The 16848-nt window shown below is 41.6% G+C and carries 17 protein-coding genes, 1 other RNA gene and 1 other annotated feature; of the genes, 15 read left to right on the top strand and 3 right to left on the bottom strand.

The window, feature by feature from the left end; genetic code table 11:
• Nucleotides 1–70 precede the first annotated feature (70 nt).
• A complete protein-coding gene (locus AYJ08_RS19535; protein WP_064019092.1) occupies nucleotides 71–1102 on the bottom strand; it encodes a YaaC family protein in 1032 nt (343 codons plus the stop codon).
• Nucleotides 1103–1281: 179 nt separating this feature from the next.
• Here AYJ08_RS19535 and guaB point away from each other — a divergent pair, with 179 nt between their 5' ends.
• From guaB to aceA, 7 genes are all read left to right on the top strand, one after another.
• Nucleotides 1282–2742: an IMP dehydrogenase gene (gene guaB / locus AYJ08_RS19530; RefSeq protein WP_064019087.1), complete on the top strand. Its 1461-nt coding sequence runs from the start codon at nucleotides 1282–1284 to the stop codon at nucleotides 2740–2742.
• A 375-nt stretch (nucleotides 2743–3117) separates the two neighbouring features.
• Nucleotides 3118–4413 (top strand): D-alanyl-D-alanine carboxypeptidase family protein, encoded by a 1296-nt coding sequence (locus tag AYJ08_RS19525; protein WP_064019086.1) that lies wholly within the window; start codon nucleotides 3118–3120, stop codon nucleotides 4411–4413.
• A 156-nt stretch (nucleotides 4414–4569) separates the two neighbouring features.
• A complete protein-coding gene (pdxS, locus tag AYJ08_RS19520; protein WP_003333956.1) occupies nucleotides 4570–5454 on the top strand; it encodes a pyridoxal 5'-phosphate synthase lyase subunit PdxS in 885 nt (294 codons plus the stop codon).
• 1 nt (nucleotide 5455) lies between these two features.
• On the top strand, nucleotides 5456–6058 hold the full coding sequence (gene pdxT / locus AYJ08_RS19515; RefSeq protein ID WP_064019085.1) for a pyridoxal 5'-phosphate synthase glutaminase subunit PdxT: 603 nt from the start codon (nucleotides 5456–5458) through the stop codon (nucleotides 6056–6058).
• 109 nt (nucleotides 6059–6167) lie between these two features.
• Nucleotides 6168–6408 (top strand) — a binding site (T-box leader).
• A 49-nt stretch (nucleotides 6409–6457) separates the two neighbouring features.
• The gene (gene serS, locus AYJ08_RS19505; protein WP_064019083.1) at nucleotides 6458–7741 is read left to right on the top strand and encodes a serine--tRNA ligase; all 1284 of its coding nucleotides are present in this window, start codon (nucleotides 6458–6460) and stop codon (nucleotides 7739–7741) included.
• 451 nt (nucleotides 7742–8192) lie between these two features.
• Nucleotides 8193–9806, top strand: a complete 1614-nt coding sequence (aceB, locus tag AYJ08_RS19500; RefSeq protein WP_064019082.1) for a malate synthase A — start codon at nucleotides 8193–8195, stop codon at nucleotides 9804–9806.
• 22 nt (nucleotides 9807–9828) lie between these two features.
• Nucleotides 9829–11112 (top strand): isocitrate lyase, encoded by a 1284-nt coding sequence (gene aceA / locus AYJ08_RS19495; protein ID WP_064019081.1) that lies wholly within the window; start codon nucleotides 9829–9831, stop codon nucleotides 11110–11112.
• A 132-nt stretch (nucleotides 11113–11244) separates the two neighbouring features.
• Here aceA and AYJ08_RS19490 read toward each other — a convergent pair whose 3' ends face one another.
• On the bottom strand, nucleotides 11245–11460 hold the full coding sequence (locus AYJ08_RS19490; protein WP_064019080.1) for a hypothetical protein: 216 nt from the start codon (nucleotides 11458–11460) through the stop codon (nucleotides 11245–11247).
• Between the two features lie 253 nt (nucleotides 11461–11713).
• Between AYJ08_RS19490 and AYJ08_RS19485 the strand changes: the two genes are divergently transcribed.
• The 7 genes from AYJ08_RS19485 (at nucleotide 11714) to tadA (ending at nucleotide 15456) form a co-directional block, all read left to right on the top strand.
• Nucleotides 11714–12040, top strand: a complete 327-nt coding sequence (locus AYJ08_RS19485) for a YflT domain-containing protein (protein ID WP_064019079.1) — start codon at nucleotides 11714–11716, stop codon at nucleotides 12038–12040.
• 172 nt (nucleotides 12041–12212) lie between these two features.
• Entirely contained in the window at nucleotides 12213–12569 is a 357-nt protein-coding gene (locus tag AYJ08_RS19480) for an STAS domain-containing protein (RefSeq protein ID WP_003343375.1), read from the top strand.
• The gene (rsbW, locus tag AYJ08_RS19475; protein WP_003333948.1) at nucleotides 12566–13066 is read left to right on the top strand and encodes an anti-sigma B factor RsbW; all 501 of its coding nucleotides are present in this window, start codon (nucleotides 12566–12568) and stop codon (nucleotides 13064–13066) included. Before AYJ08_RS19480 ends, rsbW begins: the two co-directional genes overlap by 4 nt.
• Nucleotides 13017–13808 (top strand): sigma-70 family RNA polymerase sigma factor, encoded by a 792-nt coding sequence (locus AYJ08_RS19470; RefSeq protein ID WP_197490757.1) that lies wholly within the window; start codon nucleotides 13017–13019, stop codon nucleotides 13806–13808. The genes rsbW and AYJ08_RS19470 overlap by 50 nt, the downstream gene beginning before the upstream one ends.
• Nucleotides 13809–14170: 362 nt before the next feature.
• A complete protein-coding gene (locus AYJ08_RS19465) occupies nucleotides 14171–14425 on the top strand; it encodes a GlsB/YeaQ/YmgE family stress response membrane protein (RefSeq protein ID WP_064019078.1) in 255 nt (84 codons plus the stop codon).
• Nucleotides 14426–14486: 61 nt separating this feature from the next.
• Nucleotides 14487–14753: a hypothetical protein gene (locus AYJ08_RS19460; RefSeq protein WP_031412566.1), complete on the top strand. Its 267-nt coding sequence runs from the start codon at nucleotides 14487–14489 to the stop codon at nucleotides 14751–14753.
• A gap of 202 nt (nucleotides 14754–14955) precedes the next feature.
• Nucleotides 14956–15456, top strand: a complete 501-nt coding sequence (gene tadA / locus AYJ08_RS19455) for a tRNA adenosine(34) deaminase TadA (RefSeq protein WP_003333946.1) — start codon at nucleotides 14956–14958, stop codon at nucleotides 15454–15456.
• A gap of 14 nt (nucleotides 15457–15470) precedes the next feature.
• On the opposite strand, the gene AYJ08_RS19450 is transcribed toward tadA, so the two are convergent.
• Nucleotides 15471–16199 (bottom strand): pseudouridine synthase, encoded by a 729-nt coding sequence (locus AYJ08_RS19450; protein ID WP_064019077.1) that lies wholly within the window; start codon nucleotides 16197–16199, stop codon nucleotides 15471–15473.
• 191 nt (nucleotides 16200–16390) lie between these two features.
• Here AYJ08_RS19450 and ffs point away from each other — a divergent pair.
• Nucleotides 16391–16656: signal recognition particle sRNA large type (ffs, locus tag AYJ08_RS19445), an RNA gene on the top strand.
• Nucleotides 16657–16848: the final 192 nt, after the last annotated feature.

The following is a 16848-nucleotide window of genomic DNA, read 5'->3' as shown; positions in this document are numbered from 1 at the left end:
AGTTTTCAGGGAATAAAGATAGAAGCTAGCTACCATAAATGGTAACTAGCTTTTTTGGTGTGTGAACAGATTATTTAAGGAGTTGTAATTGCTGTTCTACCATGTATGGGAAAATTCCCATATGATACTTGCAGAACCTATCTATTAATAATTTTTCTGCATACTGATGTGACAATACTAGATCTCCCCATAATTCGCTTTCATAGCGACAAAGCATGCTTAGACCATAGAGCAGTAAATAATGATTTGCAAATTGGGGAACAGGATGATTCTCGATATCATTCCAAAGATAAACATTTCTATTCTGATCCATTGAAAAGAGGGGATGCTCAAACAGAGACACTCGGTCATCACACTCAAAAAGTCGTTCCTGATTCGAAATAGATGAAGTTGAAGGAAGAGCGAACCTAGCTTTATCGGTATTTTGTCTAAGGGTACAGAATAAAGGAAAGCTTCCGGAGGTTCCTTGGTTATTAGTAGCAGGAAATAGACGATTTAAATAATGCTGCAAGGTTTCGTCTGAATAAGAGAGTGCCCCTTGGCTAGCATGAGGCAGAGCAAACACAAAGGGTCGCTCTGTCATGATTGATACAGCGACCCAAGGACTTGGTTTTTGAAAATGCTCCATTTCCTCACGAAGATCAGGTATTGATAAGAAAAGATCACTTACTCGATAACGATCCGATATGGGATGGATCGAAAGGAGTCGACATAGATGTGGAAAGAAGCCTTCCTTTTGGGGTTTCATTTCATCATCTAATAAATGGTAAGGATTTTTTTTAACTTTTCGTGCTGTAACACCATGCTGTAGCATGCGACTGTTCTGGGGATAATCTGGATCTTTGGCAAGGATTAGACCCTTGAGTAAATGAGCGCATCCGTAAAATAATAGGAGAGGCTTGATTAATAAAGAGCTTTTCGCAGCCATTTCATAATAATGTCTAGCCTGCATCCAGGTATATAAAAAACGAGTACTGTTTTGAAAGGCATGTTTTTCAGGATTTTGTAAGCCTATTCTATGGTAAGAGGCTGTAAGAAAAGATCGTGAAGTAGGTTCTGTTTCCATAATAGAAAGCTGTTGCCAGACATCTTGAAGAGACATGGAAGAAATTACTCCTTTATTTTCCGAATATTCACTTTTATAAATGATATTCTTATGGAATCTAAGAAACATTTATATTTTCTCCTATAAAAGCGAACAATATAAGCATTCCTTGACATTAAATTGAGCCGTTTGCTACACTGATGAAAAGATTTTCGGCTGAAAGGGGTCCTTGAACCGTGTGGGAAAATAAGTTTGCTAAGGAAGGCTTAACTTTTGATGATGTATTATTGGTACCAGCTAAATCAGAAGTGCTTCCAAAAGACGTTAATGTATCCACAGTATTAAGCAAAAAGGTGAAACTCAACATACCATTAATCAGCGCCGGTATGGATACAGTAACCGAATCTGCACTTGCTATTGCAATGGCTCGTCAAGGCGGTCTAGGTATCATTCATAAAAATATGACCATTGAACAGCAAGCAAGTGAGGTAGATCGCGTAAAGCGCTCTGAAAGTGGTGTTATTACAAACCCATTTTCGTTAACTGAAAACCACACTGTTGCAGATGCAGATGCCCTCATGGGTAAATATCGTATTTCCGGTGTACCAATCGTTAACGATCAAAACCAATTGATTGGTATTTTAACAAATCGTGATCTACGTTTTGTACATGACTTCTCCATCATGGTCAAAGAAGTAATGACTAAAGAAAATCTAGTTACAGCACCTGTAGGCACTACATTGCCAGAAGCTGAACAAATTTTACAGAAGCATAAAATCGAAAAGCTACCTTTGGTAGATGAAAATAATGTCTTAAAAGGGCTTATTACGATTAAGGATATCGAAAAGCTTATTCAATATCCAAATGCAGCGAAGGATGAGCAAGGACGATTGCTTTGCGGGGCAGCAGTAGGGGTATCCAATGATACATTTGAGCGTACAGAAGCTTTAGTACAAGCAGGAATTGATGTACTAGTTATTGATACAGCTCACGGCCATTCTAAAGGGGTTCTAGAGACCGTTAAGAAGGTCCGCAGTCTTTACCCTGATTTAACGATTATTGCTGGTAACGTCGCTACTGGACAAGCTACGAAGGATCTGATTGAAGCAGGCGCTTCTGTTATTAAAGTGGGAATTGGTCCTGGTTCCATTTGTACGACTCGTGTTGTTGCCGGTATTGGGGTTCCACAAATCACAGCGATTTATGAATGTGCGACTGCAGCACGTCAATATAATATTCCAGTCATCGCTGATGGTGGTATTAAATACTCTGGTGACCTAGCAAAAGCTATAGGTGCTGGTGCATCTGTTATCATGATTGGTAGTTTGTTTGCAGGTACAGATGAATCTCCGGGTGAATTTGAAATTTATCAAGGACGCCGTTTTAAAGTTTATCGCGGAATGGGCTCCATTGGCGCTATGAAAGCGGGAAGTAAAGATCGTTACTTCCAGGAGAATGCTCAGAAGCTTGTTCCTGAAGGTATTGAAGGACGCGTAGCTTATAAAGGGCCTTTGGCTGATGTTGTATATCAGCTTGTTGGTGGTCTAAGAGCTGGTATGGGCTATTGTGGAGCGGCAACCATTGCTGATTTACGTGACAAGTCTACTTTCGTTCGTATTACTGGTGCAGGCTTGCGCGAAAGCCATCCGCATGATGTTCAAATTACAAAAGAATCTCCAAACTACTCTATTTCATAAGGATAGGGCAACGATCGCTTTACCAAGCTAAAAAGCAAGGTAAGACAAAAGGGCTTTCCATTTGGGAGTCCTTTTGTTTTTTATACAAACCAAAGACTAGAATATATGTCGTATAGTAGCTCATTACCATATAGGATTGCAGAATTCGAAACGATGTTCTAAATAAAAAAAGAAAATCTGAATCCAAACATCCTTTTGGAACGTCAGGTTAAAAGAGAGGTTTTTCAGTTGGCTAGGATTACCAGTCCTTTTTCTCATGGAGATGCGTCTGGTGCTCTTCAAACAACGGCTTTTAGTATGATAGACTAAAGACTGTGTTCAACAGGAAAAAAGAAAAAAAGGATATTTTTAAAAGTAGGGGGAGTGATTGTAGACATGATGCACAAATGGACAGCAAGAGTAAGCAAACTTTTATTGGCTGGTGCAATTGGTATGCTATCCATTGTGGGGGGAGCAATGCAGGCTTCTGCTGCTGAGACGGCTGCCAATCTTGATCTAGTGGCGAGTTCAGCAATTTTAGTCGAGGCATCAACGGGAAAGGTTTTGTACAGTAAAAACCCAGATCAGCCATTACCACCAGCTAGTATGACTAAAATGATGACAGAGTATCTGGTATTAGAGGCTATTAAAAAAGGTAAAATTAAGCAAGATGAACTTGTACCTGTTAGTGACTATGCTTTCTTTATTGCCAAAAAGAAAGATTCCTCTGGCGTGTACTTAAATGCTGGGGAAAGTCACAAGGTAAGTGAACTATATAAAGCTATGGCGATTGCCTCTGCTAACGATGCTACAGCCCTGTTAGCAGAAAAGATTGGTGGAACTGAATCCAACTTTGTAGACATGATGAATAAAAAAGCCCAAGAGCTTGGGATGAAAAATACGTTTTTTGTTACATCCACTGGATTGCCTGCTAATGAATTAGGACCTTATAAACCAGCGGATACAAGCAAGGATAATGTGATGTCTGCACGTGATGCAGCTATCTTGGCAGATCGTTTAGTGAGTGATTATCCTGAGGCATTAGAAATTTCTAAAATCCCGCGCTGGGTGTTCCGTGAAGGTCAAAAAGACGAAATCAAGCTAGCAAACAATAACTGGATGCTTCCAGGCTTGCCGAATGAAACGCTTGGAGTAGATGGTCTTAAAACTGGTTATACGGATGCAGCACAATTTTGCTTTACGGGAACGGCTTATCGTGATGGAATGCGCTTGATCACAGTTGTCATGGGAGCTAAAACAAAAACAAGCCGTTTTGAAGAAACCAAAAAGTTATTAAATTATGGCTATAGCACCTACAAAACTACAGAAAAACTGGGAAAAGGCGTACCTGTTCCAGGATTTGAAAATGCGCCACTTAAAAAGGGCGTATCTCTAGAGGTTCCGGCTGTTACCGCTAAATCTGTTAATGTTGTGGGTAAAATCGGAGAAGAAGCGAAAGTAACGCCGCGTGTAGAATATAAACCTTTGACCGCGCCTATTAAAAAAGGTGACGTGATTGGAACCGTCTACCTTGATACAGAAGGAAAAAGCGATTATTTGATGCCAAGCAATCAAAAGGGCGGAGTAGATTTAATAGCTGCTGAGGATGTAGAAGAAGGCAGCTGGATTCGCCTCTTCTTTAGAAGTATCTTCGAATTTATCGCTAATCTGTTTAAAAGTATTGTTGGCTAATCAAGCAGAGGTAGTGCTGCGGATGGCAGAACTTTAAAAGAAGGCAAATATTCTGTCAAGATATGTTGTCTACTTTTTCTGATTGGTTTACAATAAAAACAATGTTGCAAATCTAATCCTTTTGTAGGGATGTTCACTTATAGGGGAGGCTCACTGATGGTACAGGTAGGTACAGATCGTGTTAAACGTGGAATGGCAGAAATGCAAAAAGGCGGCGTAATTATGGACGTTGTTAACGCCGAGCAAGCTAAAATTGCGGAAGCTGCGGGTGCAGTAGCCGTTATGGCACTGGAACGCGTTCCATCTGATATTCGTGCGGCCGGTGGCGTAGCGCGCATGGCTGATCTAGGAATTGTAGAGGAAGTATTAAAAGCGGTTACGATTCCTGTAATGGCAAAAGCACGTATTGGTCATTTTGTAGAAGCACGTGTCCTTGAATCTATGGGAGTAGATTATCTTGATGAAAGCGAAGTACTTACTCCTGCTGATGACTTGTACCATATTAATAAAAAAGATTTCACAGTGCCATTTGTTTGTGGGGCGCGTGATTTGGGTGAAGCTCTTCGTCGTATCGGAGAAGGTGCATCTATGATTCGTACAAAAGGGGAGCCAGGAACAGGAAACATTGTTGAGGCTGTTCGCCATATGCGTACGATGCAATCACAAATCCGTAAAGTGCAAAGCATGTCTTATGATGAATTAATGGCTGAAGCGAAAAATCTTGGAGCTCCGTATGAATTGTTAGAGCAAATTCACAAAACAGGAAAGCTTCCTGTTGTAAACTTCGCGGCTGGTGGTGTTGCTACACCTTCTGATGCTGCTTTGATGATGCAATTAGGCGCAGACGGCGTATTTGTAGGTTCCGGTATCTTTAAGTCCGAGAATCCTGAAAAATTCGCTCGTGCTATTGTAGAAGCGACTACACACTATACAGATTACGAATTGATTGCACGCGTTTCGAAAGACCTTGGTTCTGCGATGACAGGAATCGAAATTTCTAAGTTGCCGCAGGCTGAGCGCATGCAGGAGCGCGGCTGGTAATATGAGTAAGCCAAGAATCGGTGTTCTCGCCCTACAGGGTGCGGTTGCAGAACATATGCGCATGCTTGAGTTGGCAGGTGCAGAAGCAATCGCAATTAAAAAGGTGGACGAGCTATCTGAGATAGATGGCTTGATCATTCCCGGTGGCGAGAGTACAACAATTAGTAAGCTCATGCATAAATACGGCTTTATGGATGCGATTCGTCAGTTTGCAAATGAGAAGAAGCCTGTCTTTGGAACATGCGCAGGCGCTATCTTAATTGCAAATGAAATTGAACATGCACCAGAAGCCCATCTAGGTTTAATGGATATGAAGGTAGCGCGAAATGCTTTTGGGCGGCAAAAGGAAAGCTTTGAAATCAAGATGCCAATCGCTGGCGTAGCTTCCGACTTTCCAGCGGTCTTTATCCGTGCGCCTCTTATCCTGAAAATCGGCAATAAGGGTGAAGTGCTGGCGAAGCATGAAGACAATATCGTAGCGGCTCGCCAAGGGCAATTTTTAGCGGCATCCTTTCATCCAGAACTAACAGATGATTATCGATTGCATAAATATTTTTTAGACATGGTGAAAGAATATCAAACAACAGGGAAAGCATCCGTATAGGGTGCTTTCTTCTTTTCAAAATAAAACAGAGCGTGTAAAATGGACATAGAGCATTGATTGCAATTGCTTACATCATGTAGTACATTTAATAACAAGAAAAACACCCATAAAAAACATGTTGATAAGAAATAGTACTCTGTTTTAATTGGTTAAGAGAGTCGATGGTTGGTGCGAATCGACCCAATGGGCAGAAGAATCCATCTTTGAGTGGTAAAGGACATAACTTTGCCCGGTCTCGCGTACCGTTATTTACGTGGAATGAAGAGGATAAGACCAGCTTGCTTAACTATGTCAGAGTGATATGGCTTATCAATGAGGGTGGCAACGCGGAGTTAACATTCGTCCCTGGTAGGTGGGATGGGTGTTTTTTATTTTGTCTAAAATTTGGAGGGGTTTTACATGTTAGACGTAAAAATACTGCGTCAGGATCTTGAAGAAGTAAGACGTCGATTGGCGCACCGTAACGAGGATATCTCCGCACTGGATCAGTTTGCTGAAGTGGATGAAAAACGTAGACAGCTTATTCAAGAAGGGGATACGCTAAAAAATAAACGTAATACAGTATCAGAGCAGGTAGCTGTATTAAAGCGTAATAAAGAGAATGCAGATCATTTGATTTCTGAGATGAAACAAGTGAATGAACGCATTAAGGCATTGGATGAAGAGTTGCGCAATTTAGATGAACAGCTCACTATCATTTTATTAAGCCTTCCTAATTTGCCGCATGAAAGCACGCCAATAGGTACAACTGAAGATGACAATGTAGTGCATCGTGTGTGGGGAGAGGCTTCGACCTTCAGTTTTGAACCAAAGCCGCATTGGGAGGTAGCCGATGCGTTGGGTATTCTTGATTTTGAAACAGCCTCTAAAGTAACGGGAAGCCGTTTTGTTTTCTATAAAGGAATGGGTGCTCGCTTAGAACGTGCCCTAATCAACTTCATGATGGATCTTCATGCAGACAAGCATGGATACGAAGAAGTATTGCCGCCATATATGGTTAATCGCGCTAGCATGACAGGGACAGGGCAACTGCCTAAGTTTGAAGAGGATGCTTTTAAGATTGATGGGGTAGATTATTTCTTGATCCCAACCTCTGAGGTACCTGTTACAAATATGCATCGTGACGAGATCCTTGATGTGGCTCAACTTCCGATTAAATATAATGCATTTAGTGCATGCTTCCGTTCTGAAGCAGGGTCAGCTGGACGTGATACACGTGGATTGATTCGCCAGCATCAGTTTAATAAAGTTGAACTTGTGAAGTTCGTGAAACCTGAGGATTCATATGAAGAGCTGGAAAAGCTGGTAAACAATGCGGAAACCGTGTTGCAAATGCTTGGCCTGCCATATCGTGTCATGAGCATGTGTACAGGTGATCTTGGATTTACAGCTGCGAAAAAATACGATTTGGAAGTATGGCTTCCAAGCTATAGCACGTACCGTGAGATTTCTTCTTGTTCCAATTTTGAGGATTTCCAAGCTCGTCGTGCCAATATTCGCTTCCGTCGCGATGCAAAAAGCAAGCCTGAATTCGTGCATACAATGAATGGCTCTGGCTTGGCATTAGGTCGTACAGTAGCAGCTATACTGGAAAACTTCCAACAGGAAGATGGTTCTGTTGTAATTCCAGAAGCATTGCGTCCTTACATGGGTGGAATCGATCGAATTATGGCTAAGAAATAGCTGTATAAGTACAGTTTGAGTGTTAGCAATAAACTTCATAGGTAAAAGCATAACTGGCAGTCGTCTATTTAAAAGGCGGCTACCAGTTTTTTTTGTGAGTTTGAGTGTAAAAAAGCTATTGGATTAAGGATTTTTTATGATAAAAAACAATTTATTGGAAAATAAATATAAAAAAGATTGCCAATTCGGAATTAACTGTTATATATTAATTTATATAAACCTCGATTGTTATAATACAGATTTACACAGGATAAGGAGGATGCAAGATGGACTGCTACAAATGTAATGGAAATGGCGAAAACGATTGCCCACATTGCAAGGGGAGGGGGCATACACACGAGGGAGGTTACTGTGTCTCATGCCAGGGACATGGTTTCATAAGTTGTTGTACATGTAGTGGATCAGGATTAGTTGAATAATTGAGGCAGTTATACGGAGGGGAGTGTTGAAAATGGAAAGAATTTTAACTGAAATTCAACCGTATCCAACTGGCGTTCAAATTACCGGAGAGATGAATGAACGTTATCTAGAAATATTGACACCAGATGCAGTAGCTTTTCTAGCTGAGCTATCAAGATTATTTGAAGCGAGACGACAGGAACTTTTGGTAAAAAGAGAAAAACGACAACAGGAATTTGACCAAGGGAAAATGCCTCACTTTTTAGAGGAAACCAAAGACATTCGAGAAGCGGATTGGACGATTGCTCCTATTCCCGCTGATTTACAGGATCGTCGGGTTGAAATTACTGGTCCTACCTCAGATCGGAAAATGGTCATCAATGCTTGCAATTCAGGTGCTAAAGCTTTTATGGCCGATTTTGAGGATGCCAATTCCCCTTCTTGGAGAAATACGATAGAAGGTCAAATCAACATGAGAGATGCCATTAATCGCACGATTTCTTTTACTAGTAAAGAAGGGAAAGTATATCAATTAAATGAGCAGATCACTACGTTGTTAGTGAGACCGCGCGGCTGGCATTTACAGGAGAAGCATATTTGTGTAGATGGTCAACCTATGTCAGCTGGTCTAGTGGATTTTGGTCTCTATTTTTATCACAATGCTAAAAAGCTTTTGGAAATAGGATCAGGCCCGTATTTTTATCTTCCGAAAATAGAAGGGCACGAAGAAGCAAGGCTATGGAATGATGTTTTTATATTTGCTCAGCAAAGACTAGGAATTGAACAAGGAACGATTAAAGCGACAGTGCTTATAGAAACAATTCTTGCAAGCTTTGAAATGGATGAAATTTTGTATGAACTGCGGGATCACAGTGCTGGACTGAACTGTGGACGCTGGGATTATATTTTTAGTTTTATCAAAAAATTCTGCAAAAACAACAATATTATCTTTCCTGACCGCGCTCAAGTAACCATGTCTGTTCCTTTTATGAAAGCTTATTGCGATCTAACCATTCAGACGTGTCATAAACGTAATGCTCATGCGATGGGAGGAATGGCAGCACAAATTCCTGTTCGAAATGATGTGTTAGCTAATGAAGCAGCTTTTGAGAAGGTAAGGCTCGACAAAGAAAGGGAGGCACTGGCTGGTCACGATGGCACATGGGTTGCGCATCCTGGTCTGGTCCCAGTTGCAATGAGTGTATTTGATCAAATCATGCCTTCTGCTAACCAATTGCATCAAAAGAGAACCGATGTACAGGTATGTGCGGCAGACCTGCTTGCTGTTCCAGAGGGGACGATTACAGAGCAGGGGTTACGGACAAATATTAGCGTCGCTATCCAATATATAGAGGCATGGCTGAGGGGAATGGGAGCAGTACCAATTAATAACCTCATGGAGGATGCGGCTACGGCGGAAATATCTCGTGCTCAAGTCTGGCAGTGGATTCGGCATCCAAATGGAAAATTAATAGATAGCCGCAAAATTACATGGGAATTGGTAGAGGAATTGATCCATGAGGAAATCGCTGTCTTAAAGCAGAAAATTGGTCCCGAACGTTTTGAGGCGGGAGAGTTTTCACGAGCGATTGCTTTGTTTAAAGAAGTTGTTCAGGCAGAAGAATTTATGCCTTTCATTACAATACCAGCGTATGAGTACATCTAAAAATAAAGAGGAGTGGGGAAAAATGACTAAATTGAAGCAGATAAAGGATTTGGAGCAGTCTTGGGAGTCTAAACGTTGGGAAGGAATTACAAGACCATACTCGGCTGAGGAAGTAGTTCGCTTACGCGGTTCCATTCAAGTCGAGCATACCTTGGCAAAGCTCGGGGCGGATCGACTTTGGAATCTGCTGCATACGGAGGATTATGTCCATGCTTTGGGAGCTTTAACAGGGAATCAAGCGATCCAGCAAGTGAAGGCTGGGTTAAAAGCTATTTATTTAAGCGGATGGCAAGTCGCTGCTGATGCCAACCTTTCTGGTCACATGTATCCCGATCAGAGCTTATATCCAGCTAACAGTGTCCCACAAGTGGTAAAAAGAATTAATCAAGCGTTCCAGCGGGCCGATCAAATTTCTCATTCAGAAGGAAAGGAAGATATCAATTGGTTCGCACCAATCATAGCTGATGCGGAAGCAGGGTTTGGTGGACCACTTAATGTATTTGAATTAATGAAAGCTATGATTGAAGCGGGTGCAGCAGGTGTTCATTTTGAGGATCAATTAGCCTCCGAGAAAAAATGTGGTCATATGGGGGGAAAAGTTTTAATTCCTACTCAGGCAGCCGTTAGAAATTTAATAGCTGCGCGATTTGCCGCGGATGTGATGGGTGTGCCAACCATCGTGATAGCTCGTACTGATGCCAATGGGGCTTATCTGCTAACCAGCGATGTTGATCCGCGCGATCAGGAATTTTTGACAGGGGATCGTACAGCAGAAGGATTCTATCAAATACGTGGAGGACTAGATGCAGCGATTGCCAGAGGACTGGCATATGCGCCTTATGCGGATCTTATTTGGTGCGAGACATCTGAACCTAATTTAGAAGAAGCTAGACGTTTTGCCGAAGCGATTCATGAGAAATATCCCAATAAGTTATTAGCCTATAATTGTTCTCCATCCTTCAATTGGGAAAAGAAACTAGATGAAGAGACCATCGCTTCCTTCCAGCAGGAAATCGGTAAGATGGGGTATAAGTTCCAATTTGTTACTCTAGCTGGTTTCCATGCGCTTAACCACAGTATGTTTGAGCTAGCTCACGGCTATCGGGATCGAGGTATGGCAGCATACTCTGAGTTACAGCAAGCAGAGTTTGCTAGTGAGCAGAAGGGATATACCGCAACAAGACATCAACGTGAAGTGGGCACAGGCTATTTCGATGAAGTCGCTCAAGTCATCTCAGGCGGCACTTCTTCCACGACAGCCCTGCATGGCTCAACAGAAGAAGAGCAATTTTCAGGCAGTAGATAGGAGAGAGAGTTTAGCGATAAGCTAGCACAAATATGATACAACCAGACTATATGAATACAGAAAAAAGAGCAGGTGTCTTTAAAAAGTTAACCTGCTCTTTTTCATGCAGTTGCAAAACGATGCGGTTATGTTTTATGAAAAGGTATGGTAAACGGGTTTTGGTTGTTTCTGCGGCGAGTTTTGCTCTTCTTTTTTCGAGGACGACTCTTCGCGATTTGCATCAGTAATGTCGATTGCCTTTTTATCTTGTTCTTTTTTCCACCAGGTATGCATATACTTGGCGACTGCTGGTGTTACGGCTGCAACAAACGCCACAGCACCCATTGCTATCCATGTAGACTTGTTCATTGGAAATTCCTCCTTATATTGATCATCTAGGCTAACTCTCGATAATCCCTTGGTTATAGCGACGGTGAAAAGGAGTGGATGCTTTCGTTGCGCTGTTTTTAGGGGTGAGTGCTTACTTTTTACCCAACTAATAGATTACTGAAACAAACAAGTAAGAGCAGTTTCATTGCCGATATTTTTTGTTTCAGTTAAAAAAAGCTAGGGTAAGGAAAGAGCAAGCAAGAAACATAAACATTTGAAGGAGGAATGAACAATGGTACCACACGTTCATGTAGTAGAAAACGGAGTACAAGTGAGAGAGGTTATTCAACAGTTCGACCGTTTGGGATACGCTCCTGATCAAATTTATGTACTAGCCCATGATGAAAAGCGGACCCACACCCTTGCCGAAACTACAGAAACCCAGGAAATAGGAGTACGCGAGGAAGGAGTATTGGGCAGCATCGGTAATTTATTCCGTTCTCGTGGAGATGAATTGCGCTCTAAAATGGAATCGCTAGGATTAAGTAAATTAGAAGCGGAGCGTTATGAGCGTGAATTGGACGAGGGACGCGTATTAGTAGTGGCGAAACCAAGTTAAACCAAATGAAAGCGCAAGGATGAAAAAGCGCATGGGGGAATCTCATTAGGTGGGATTCTCCCAATCTTTCATATCGTCAAAGAGATGGATGAAATGCTTTTCGACTGATTCAATAGCAGATAAATGTGGTTACATGATAACATCAGTTATTAATGCAGAGGTGATAAAGAGAATGAACCCAACGAATATTTTTGAGGTGACGCAGCAGGAAACCGAGTCAGGGACAATTGTATTTCTGCAGGGCCAGCTTGATTTATCCATGGCTCCTTATTTTCGAACGGTTTTAGAGCCCCTCGTTATACAAAAGGACAAAACATTAACCTTAAATCTACGAGATTTACGATATATCGATAGCACAGGGATAGGAATTATTATTTCCTTTCTCAAAATGCGAAATGAAATGGGAACAACTTTGAATGTAGAGGAAGTTTCTCCTAAGACCCAGCGTTTATTCGATATGATTGGAATTACGAAGTTTTTAATGCCACAAAAGGAATCACGTATGGATAAGACAGGAGGAACGGCATGATTGCTCAAAATAAATTAGTCCGTATGACCATACCTGCTCATGCTGACTTTATCGATGTAGTTCGGCTTTCTTTATATGGATTAGCAACCAGAATGGGCTTTTCTTTTGAAGAAATTGAGGATATGAAAGTAGCTGTATCAGAAGCTTGTAATAATGTTATTGTTCATGCCTATGCAGGAATGGAAGAAGGTTTTATTGACGTTGCATTCGAGACGGCTCCCGATAGCCTGCGCATTGTCATTAAAGACTATGGAGAGAGCTTTGATTATCAAACGGTGTCTGAAAAGGCGGACTCTTTACATGATAAAGAAATAGCGGATATTAAGGCTGGCGGATTAGGAATTTACATGATGCAGGCACTGATGGATGAGGTAGAGGTATCAAATGATCATGGTACAGAGGTGGTACTTACTAAATGGCTCGGCGGAAGTCTAGGAGGGAATACGCATGCAGCAGAATCCAATGTTAGCGTCATCTCCCGGGATAGTAGAGAGTGATCTGGAAAAGATACGAAGGTATCAGGATACAGGCTGCCAAGAACTGGCTACAGATTTATTAATGAATTATGATTCTATGATTAAAATGGCGGCTAAAAAGATCTCTCGTAACTGTCGGGATTTTTATGAGGATTTATATCAGATTGGGCAGATATCGTTACTCCGCTCATTAGAGCAATTTGATGCTAGTTTAGGATTTGCTTTTGAACCTTATGCGATGAAAAGTTTAATTGGGCATATGAAAAATTATTTGAGAGATAAATCTTGGTATGTTCAGGTGCCACGTCGCATTAAGGAAAAAGGCGCACGTATTCAACAGGTTATTGATGAGTTAACCATTACATTGGAGCGATCTCCAGACGTTGGGGAGATTGCTGATAAAATGGAAATGTCTGTAGAAGAAGCAATTGAGGTATTAGCTGGTCGTGAGTATTACCAACTAACTTCTCTTGATGCTCCTCTAAGTACAGACGAGGGCGGGTCAACAATTGGAGATTTAGTCAGTTCCCCAGTGGACGATTTTGGAGCGCTCGAAAATCAGTTAGATTTAAGAGAGGCGTTAGAGCAATTAAAAGAAGAGGAACAAAAAGTCATATATTCTGCATACATAGATGGTCTTTCACAGCGAACGATTGCTAATGAATTGGGGATTTCACAGATGAGTGTATGCCGTATCCAAAAAAGAGCGGTTAAAAAGCTGCGCGATCTATTATCGACAGGTCATATTGCTTCAAAAAAATAGAGAAGACACGTTATGTAATAGCGTGTTTTTTTATGCGATCTATTTCTGATAGCGCGAGTGTTGCTTCATTTATGATAAGATAACCTGTTTCAAATTAAAGAACACTTGGTTATATTCATGCTACAACCGAAAATAAATAAAACAGGAATGGAGGAGTGCTTATGAGATGTAGAGCTGGGGTATGGAGCCGGATACCGCTTCGAAGCCGGTTGCAAATTCTTGTAGACGTTATCTCCAAACAGAAGCAAACTAGAACAAATAAGTTCGAAAATTCTGATTTAATTAAGGTTTCAAGGTGATGAAATTTGAAACCTTACAATAGTCGCTACTACAGATAAATTACAAAGTAAGGAGTGATTGATATGTTGCATTTTATCATCATGATTATTATGGCTATCGTCATTGGCATTATCGGCGACGCCTTAGTTAAAAACAGTATGCCAGGTGGCTTGATCGGTTCTATGGTTGCAGGCTTTGTTGGGGCATGGCTAGGCTCACTGATTTTAGGTAACTGGGGACCTGTCATTGGTGGATTTGCTGTAATTCCAGCCATAATAGGTGCTGCATTGTTTGTTTTCATCCTAGGATTATTCTCCCGAGCAGCAGGACGAGCTTAGAGTATAACCATCCTGATAAGCTATTGTTCACAAACGAATCTAAGTGTAGGAGGTAGTTGCAATGCAAAAGAATATAGAGGTAAAAAATACGTTGCTTGAGATTGTGATTGCTGTTCTGCCTAGTTTAACGGATGCTGTCATTAAAACATTAGAAAAAACGATTGAAAATTCTCGAAGTACACTTCAGAGCTCAAGAAGTGATGGCTTGTCCCATCCCCCTTTTTATACAGGAGCTGCTAAAGAAGTGGCAGCTACTTCTGACTCAGATAATCGCACAACGGACAAATCTAATCGCAATGAAGCCACTTCGAGCTCAAATCAATCATAGAAGCTTGCTAGACATAGGGTGGGTGAGTCAAGGTACTCACCTACCTTTTTGTTTGTCAATGAGTATGATCCTACAAGGATTACTAACAAATAAGCAGGAGATTGTAGATGGTGATCGATCAGAGTGAAGAGTTTGAAGTTAAATACCTCGCGAGCTATACTGAAGAATAATAGAAAATGGGTACGGAAAGTAGTGATGATAGATGGAACCACAACACGAGAGATTTATGAGAGAAGCGATGAATGAAGCAAAAAAGGCAGCAGCATTAGGAGAGGTTCCGATCGGTGCGGTTATCGTACGAAAGGGAGAGATTGTCGGCAGAGGATACAATCTGCGCGAAACGCAAAAGGACCCGACTTTACATGCCGAAATGATTGCTATCCGGGAAGCGAGTCAAAAACTAGGGGGATGGCGTTTAATCGGCTGTGATCTGTATGTGACTCTAGAGCCATGTCCGATGTGTGCAGGCGCAATTGTGCAAAGTCGGATTGAACAGGTTTATTACGGGGCAACTGATCCAAAAGCCGGCTGTGCAGGAACTTTGATGAATTTATGCGCTGAACCAAGATTTAACCATCAGGTGCCTGTATGGGCAGGGATATTGCAAGAAGAATGTCAGATGATGCTTAAGGATTTTTTCCGACAACTGCGAAAAAAGAAGAAGGAAGATGCAAAGAACATCTCCCTCACACAAACTGATTAAATTCTGCTCTGAGCTTACTCAGCTTCTTGTCCTTTACGCAAGGAGTTCAATTCTTCTTCGGTCAGTTCACGGAATTCACCTAGCTCAAGTGATTCATCGAGTAAGAGAGGACCCATACGAACGCGTTTTAAATAAGTAACTTTAAGGTCGAAAGCAGCAAACATACGCTTTACCTGATGATACTTTCCTTCCATGATGGTCACGTGAATTTCTGAAATGTCCCCTGAATGAAGAATTTCGAGAGTAGCTGGCATGGTTTCATAACCGTCATCCAACGTTACACCTTGCTTGAAAGCAGCGATATGCTCCTCTGTAACACGTCCCTGAATTCGGGCAAAATACTCTTTATCTACTTTCTTCTTCGGAGAAAGCAGGCTATGGGAGAGTTGTCCATCATTGGTTAGAAGGAGAAGTCCTTCTGTGTCGATATCGAGACGACCTACAGGGTGTACTTTATGTCTCCATTCATCTGGTAACAAATCGACAACTGTCTCATGTAGAGCATCCTCAGTTGCTGAAATGACACCGGCTGGTTTATTAAGCATGACGAATACCCAACGTTTGAATTGAAGAGGTACACCATCAATTTCTATATGCTGTTGCTCCGGAATGACGTGCATACCAGGATCGGTTGCCACGACACCATCTACGGTAACGATGCGCTGTTTGATCAGTTGTTTTACTTCCTTGCGAGTTCCTTTTCCTGTGTTAGCTAATATTTTATCTAGACGTTCACGTTTCATTCATTCAGCCTCACTTTGTTCTTCCTTTCTCCCTATATTGGCTGATCTGATAACGAAAATCAAGGAGGCACTCTGGAAATATACTTGCTTGCTTTTTCCTGTGCTGGATTTGTTTATCGCTTGCTTATCTCAATTCTATTATGGTATGCTAAGTAAGCAAAAGGTTTTCAGTACTTTGTTTATAAAGTTTGCCGTGCTAGATGGGGAGGTTGCGGTGCCCTGTAGCCTGCAATCCGCAATAGCAGGATTGAATTCCTATCAGCGGTCATTTTATGTGAGGTCTGCCTTATACCGTTGGTGTTGAGGATTGGGTCCTATGCAACGTGAACCTATGAACCTGGTCAGGTCCGGAAGGAAGCAGCCATAAGTGGGACCTTGCGTGTGCCGTAGGGTAGCCTGGTCTGAGTCAATTGTATAAGTAACGCTCGGATGGAATGTATCAATGATAGGTGCACGGCATCTATACATATAACTAGAACGTCACTTTTGATAAGTGGCGTTTTTTGTTGTTACCTGGCGAAGAGTAGCGATATATTTTGGAGGAAAACTATTCCATGAAAGCAGGGGCTTACCATTTTGTTGACGAATCTCTATTTGAAGTCTACGAAAAGTAATAAACGCTTACTGTAAGTAATGGGGAAGGGGAGAG

The organism is Brevibacillus sp. SKDU10, assembly GCF_001645205.1.
Taxonomy (GTDB): domain Bacteria; phylum Bacillota; class Bacilli; order Brevibacillales; family Brevibacillaceae; genus Brevibacillus_B; species Brevibacillus_B halotolerans.
This window is presented reverse-complemented; position numbering and strand designations above follow the sequence as displayed.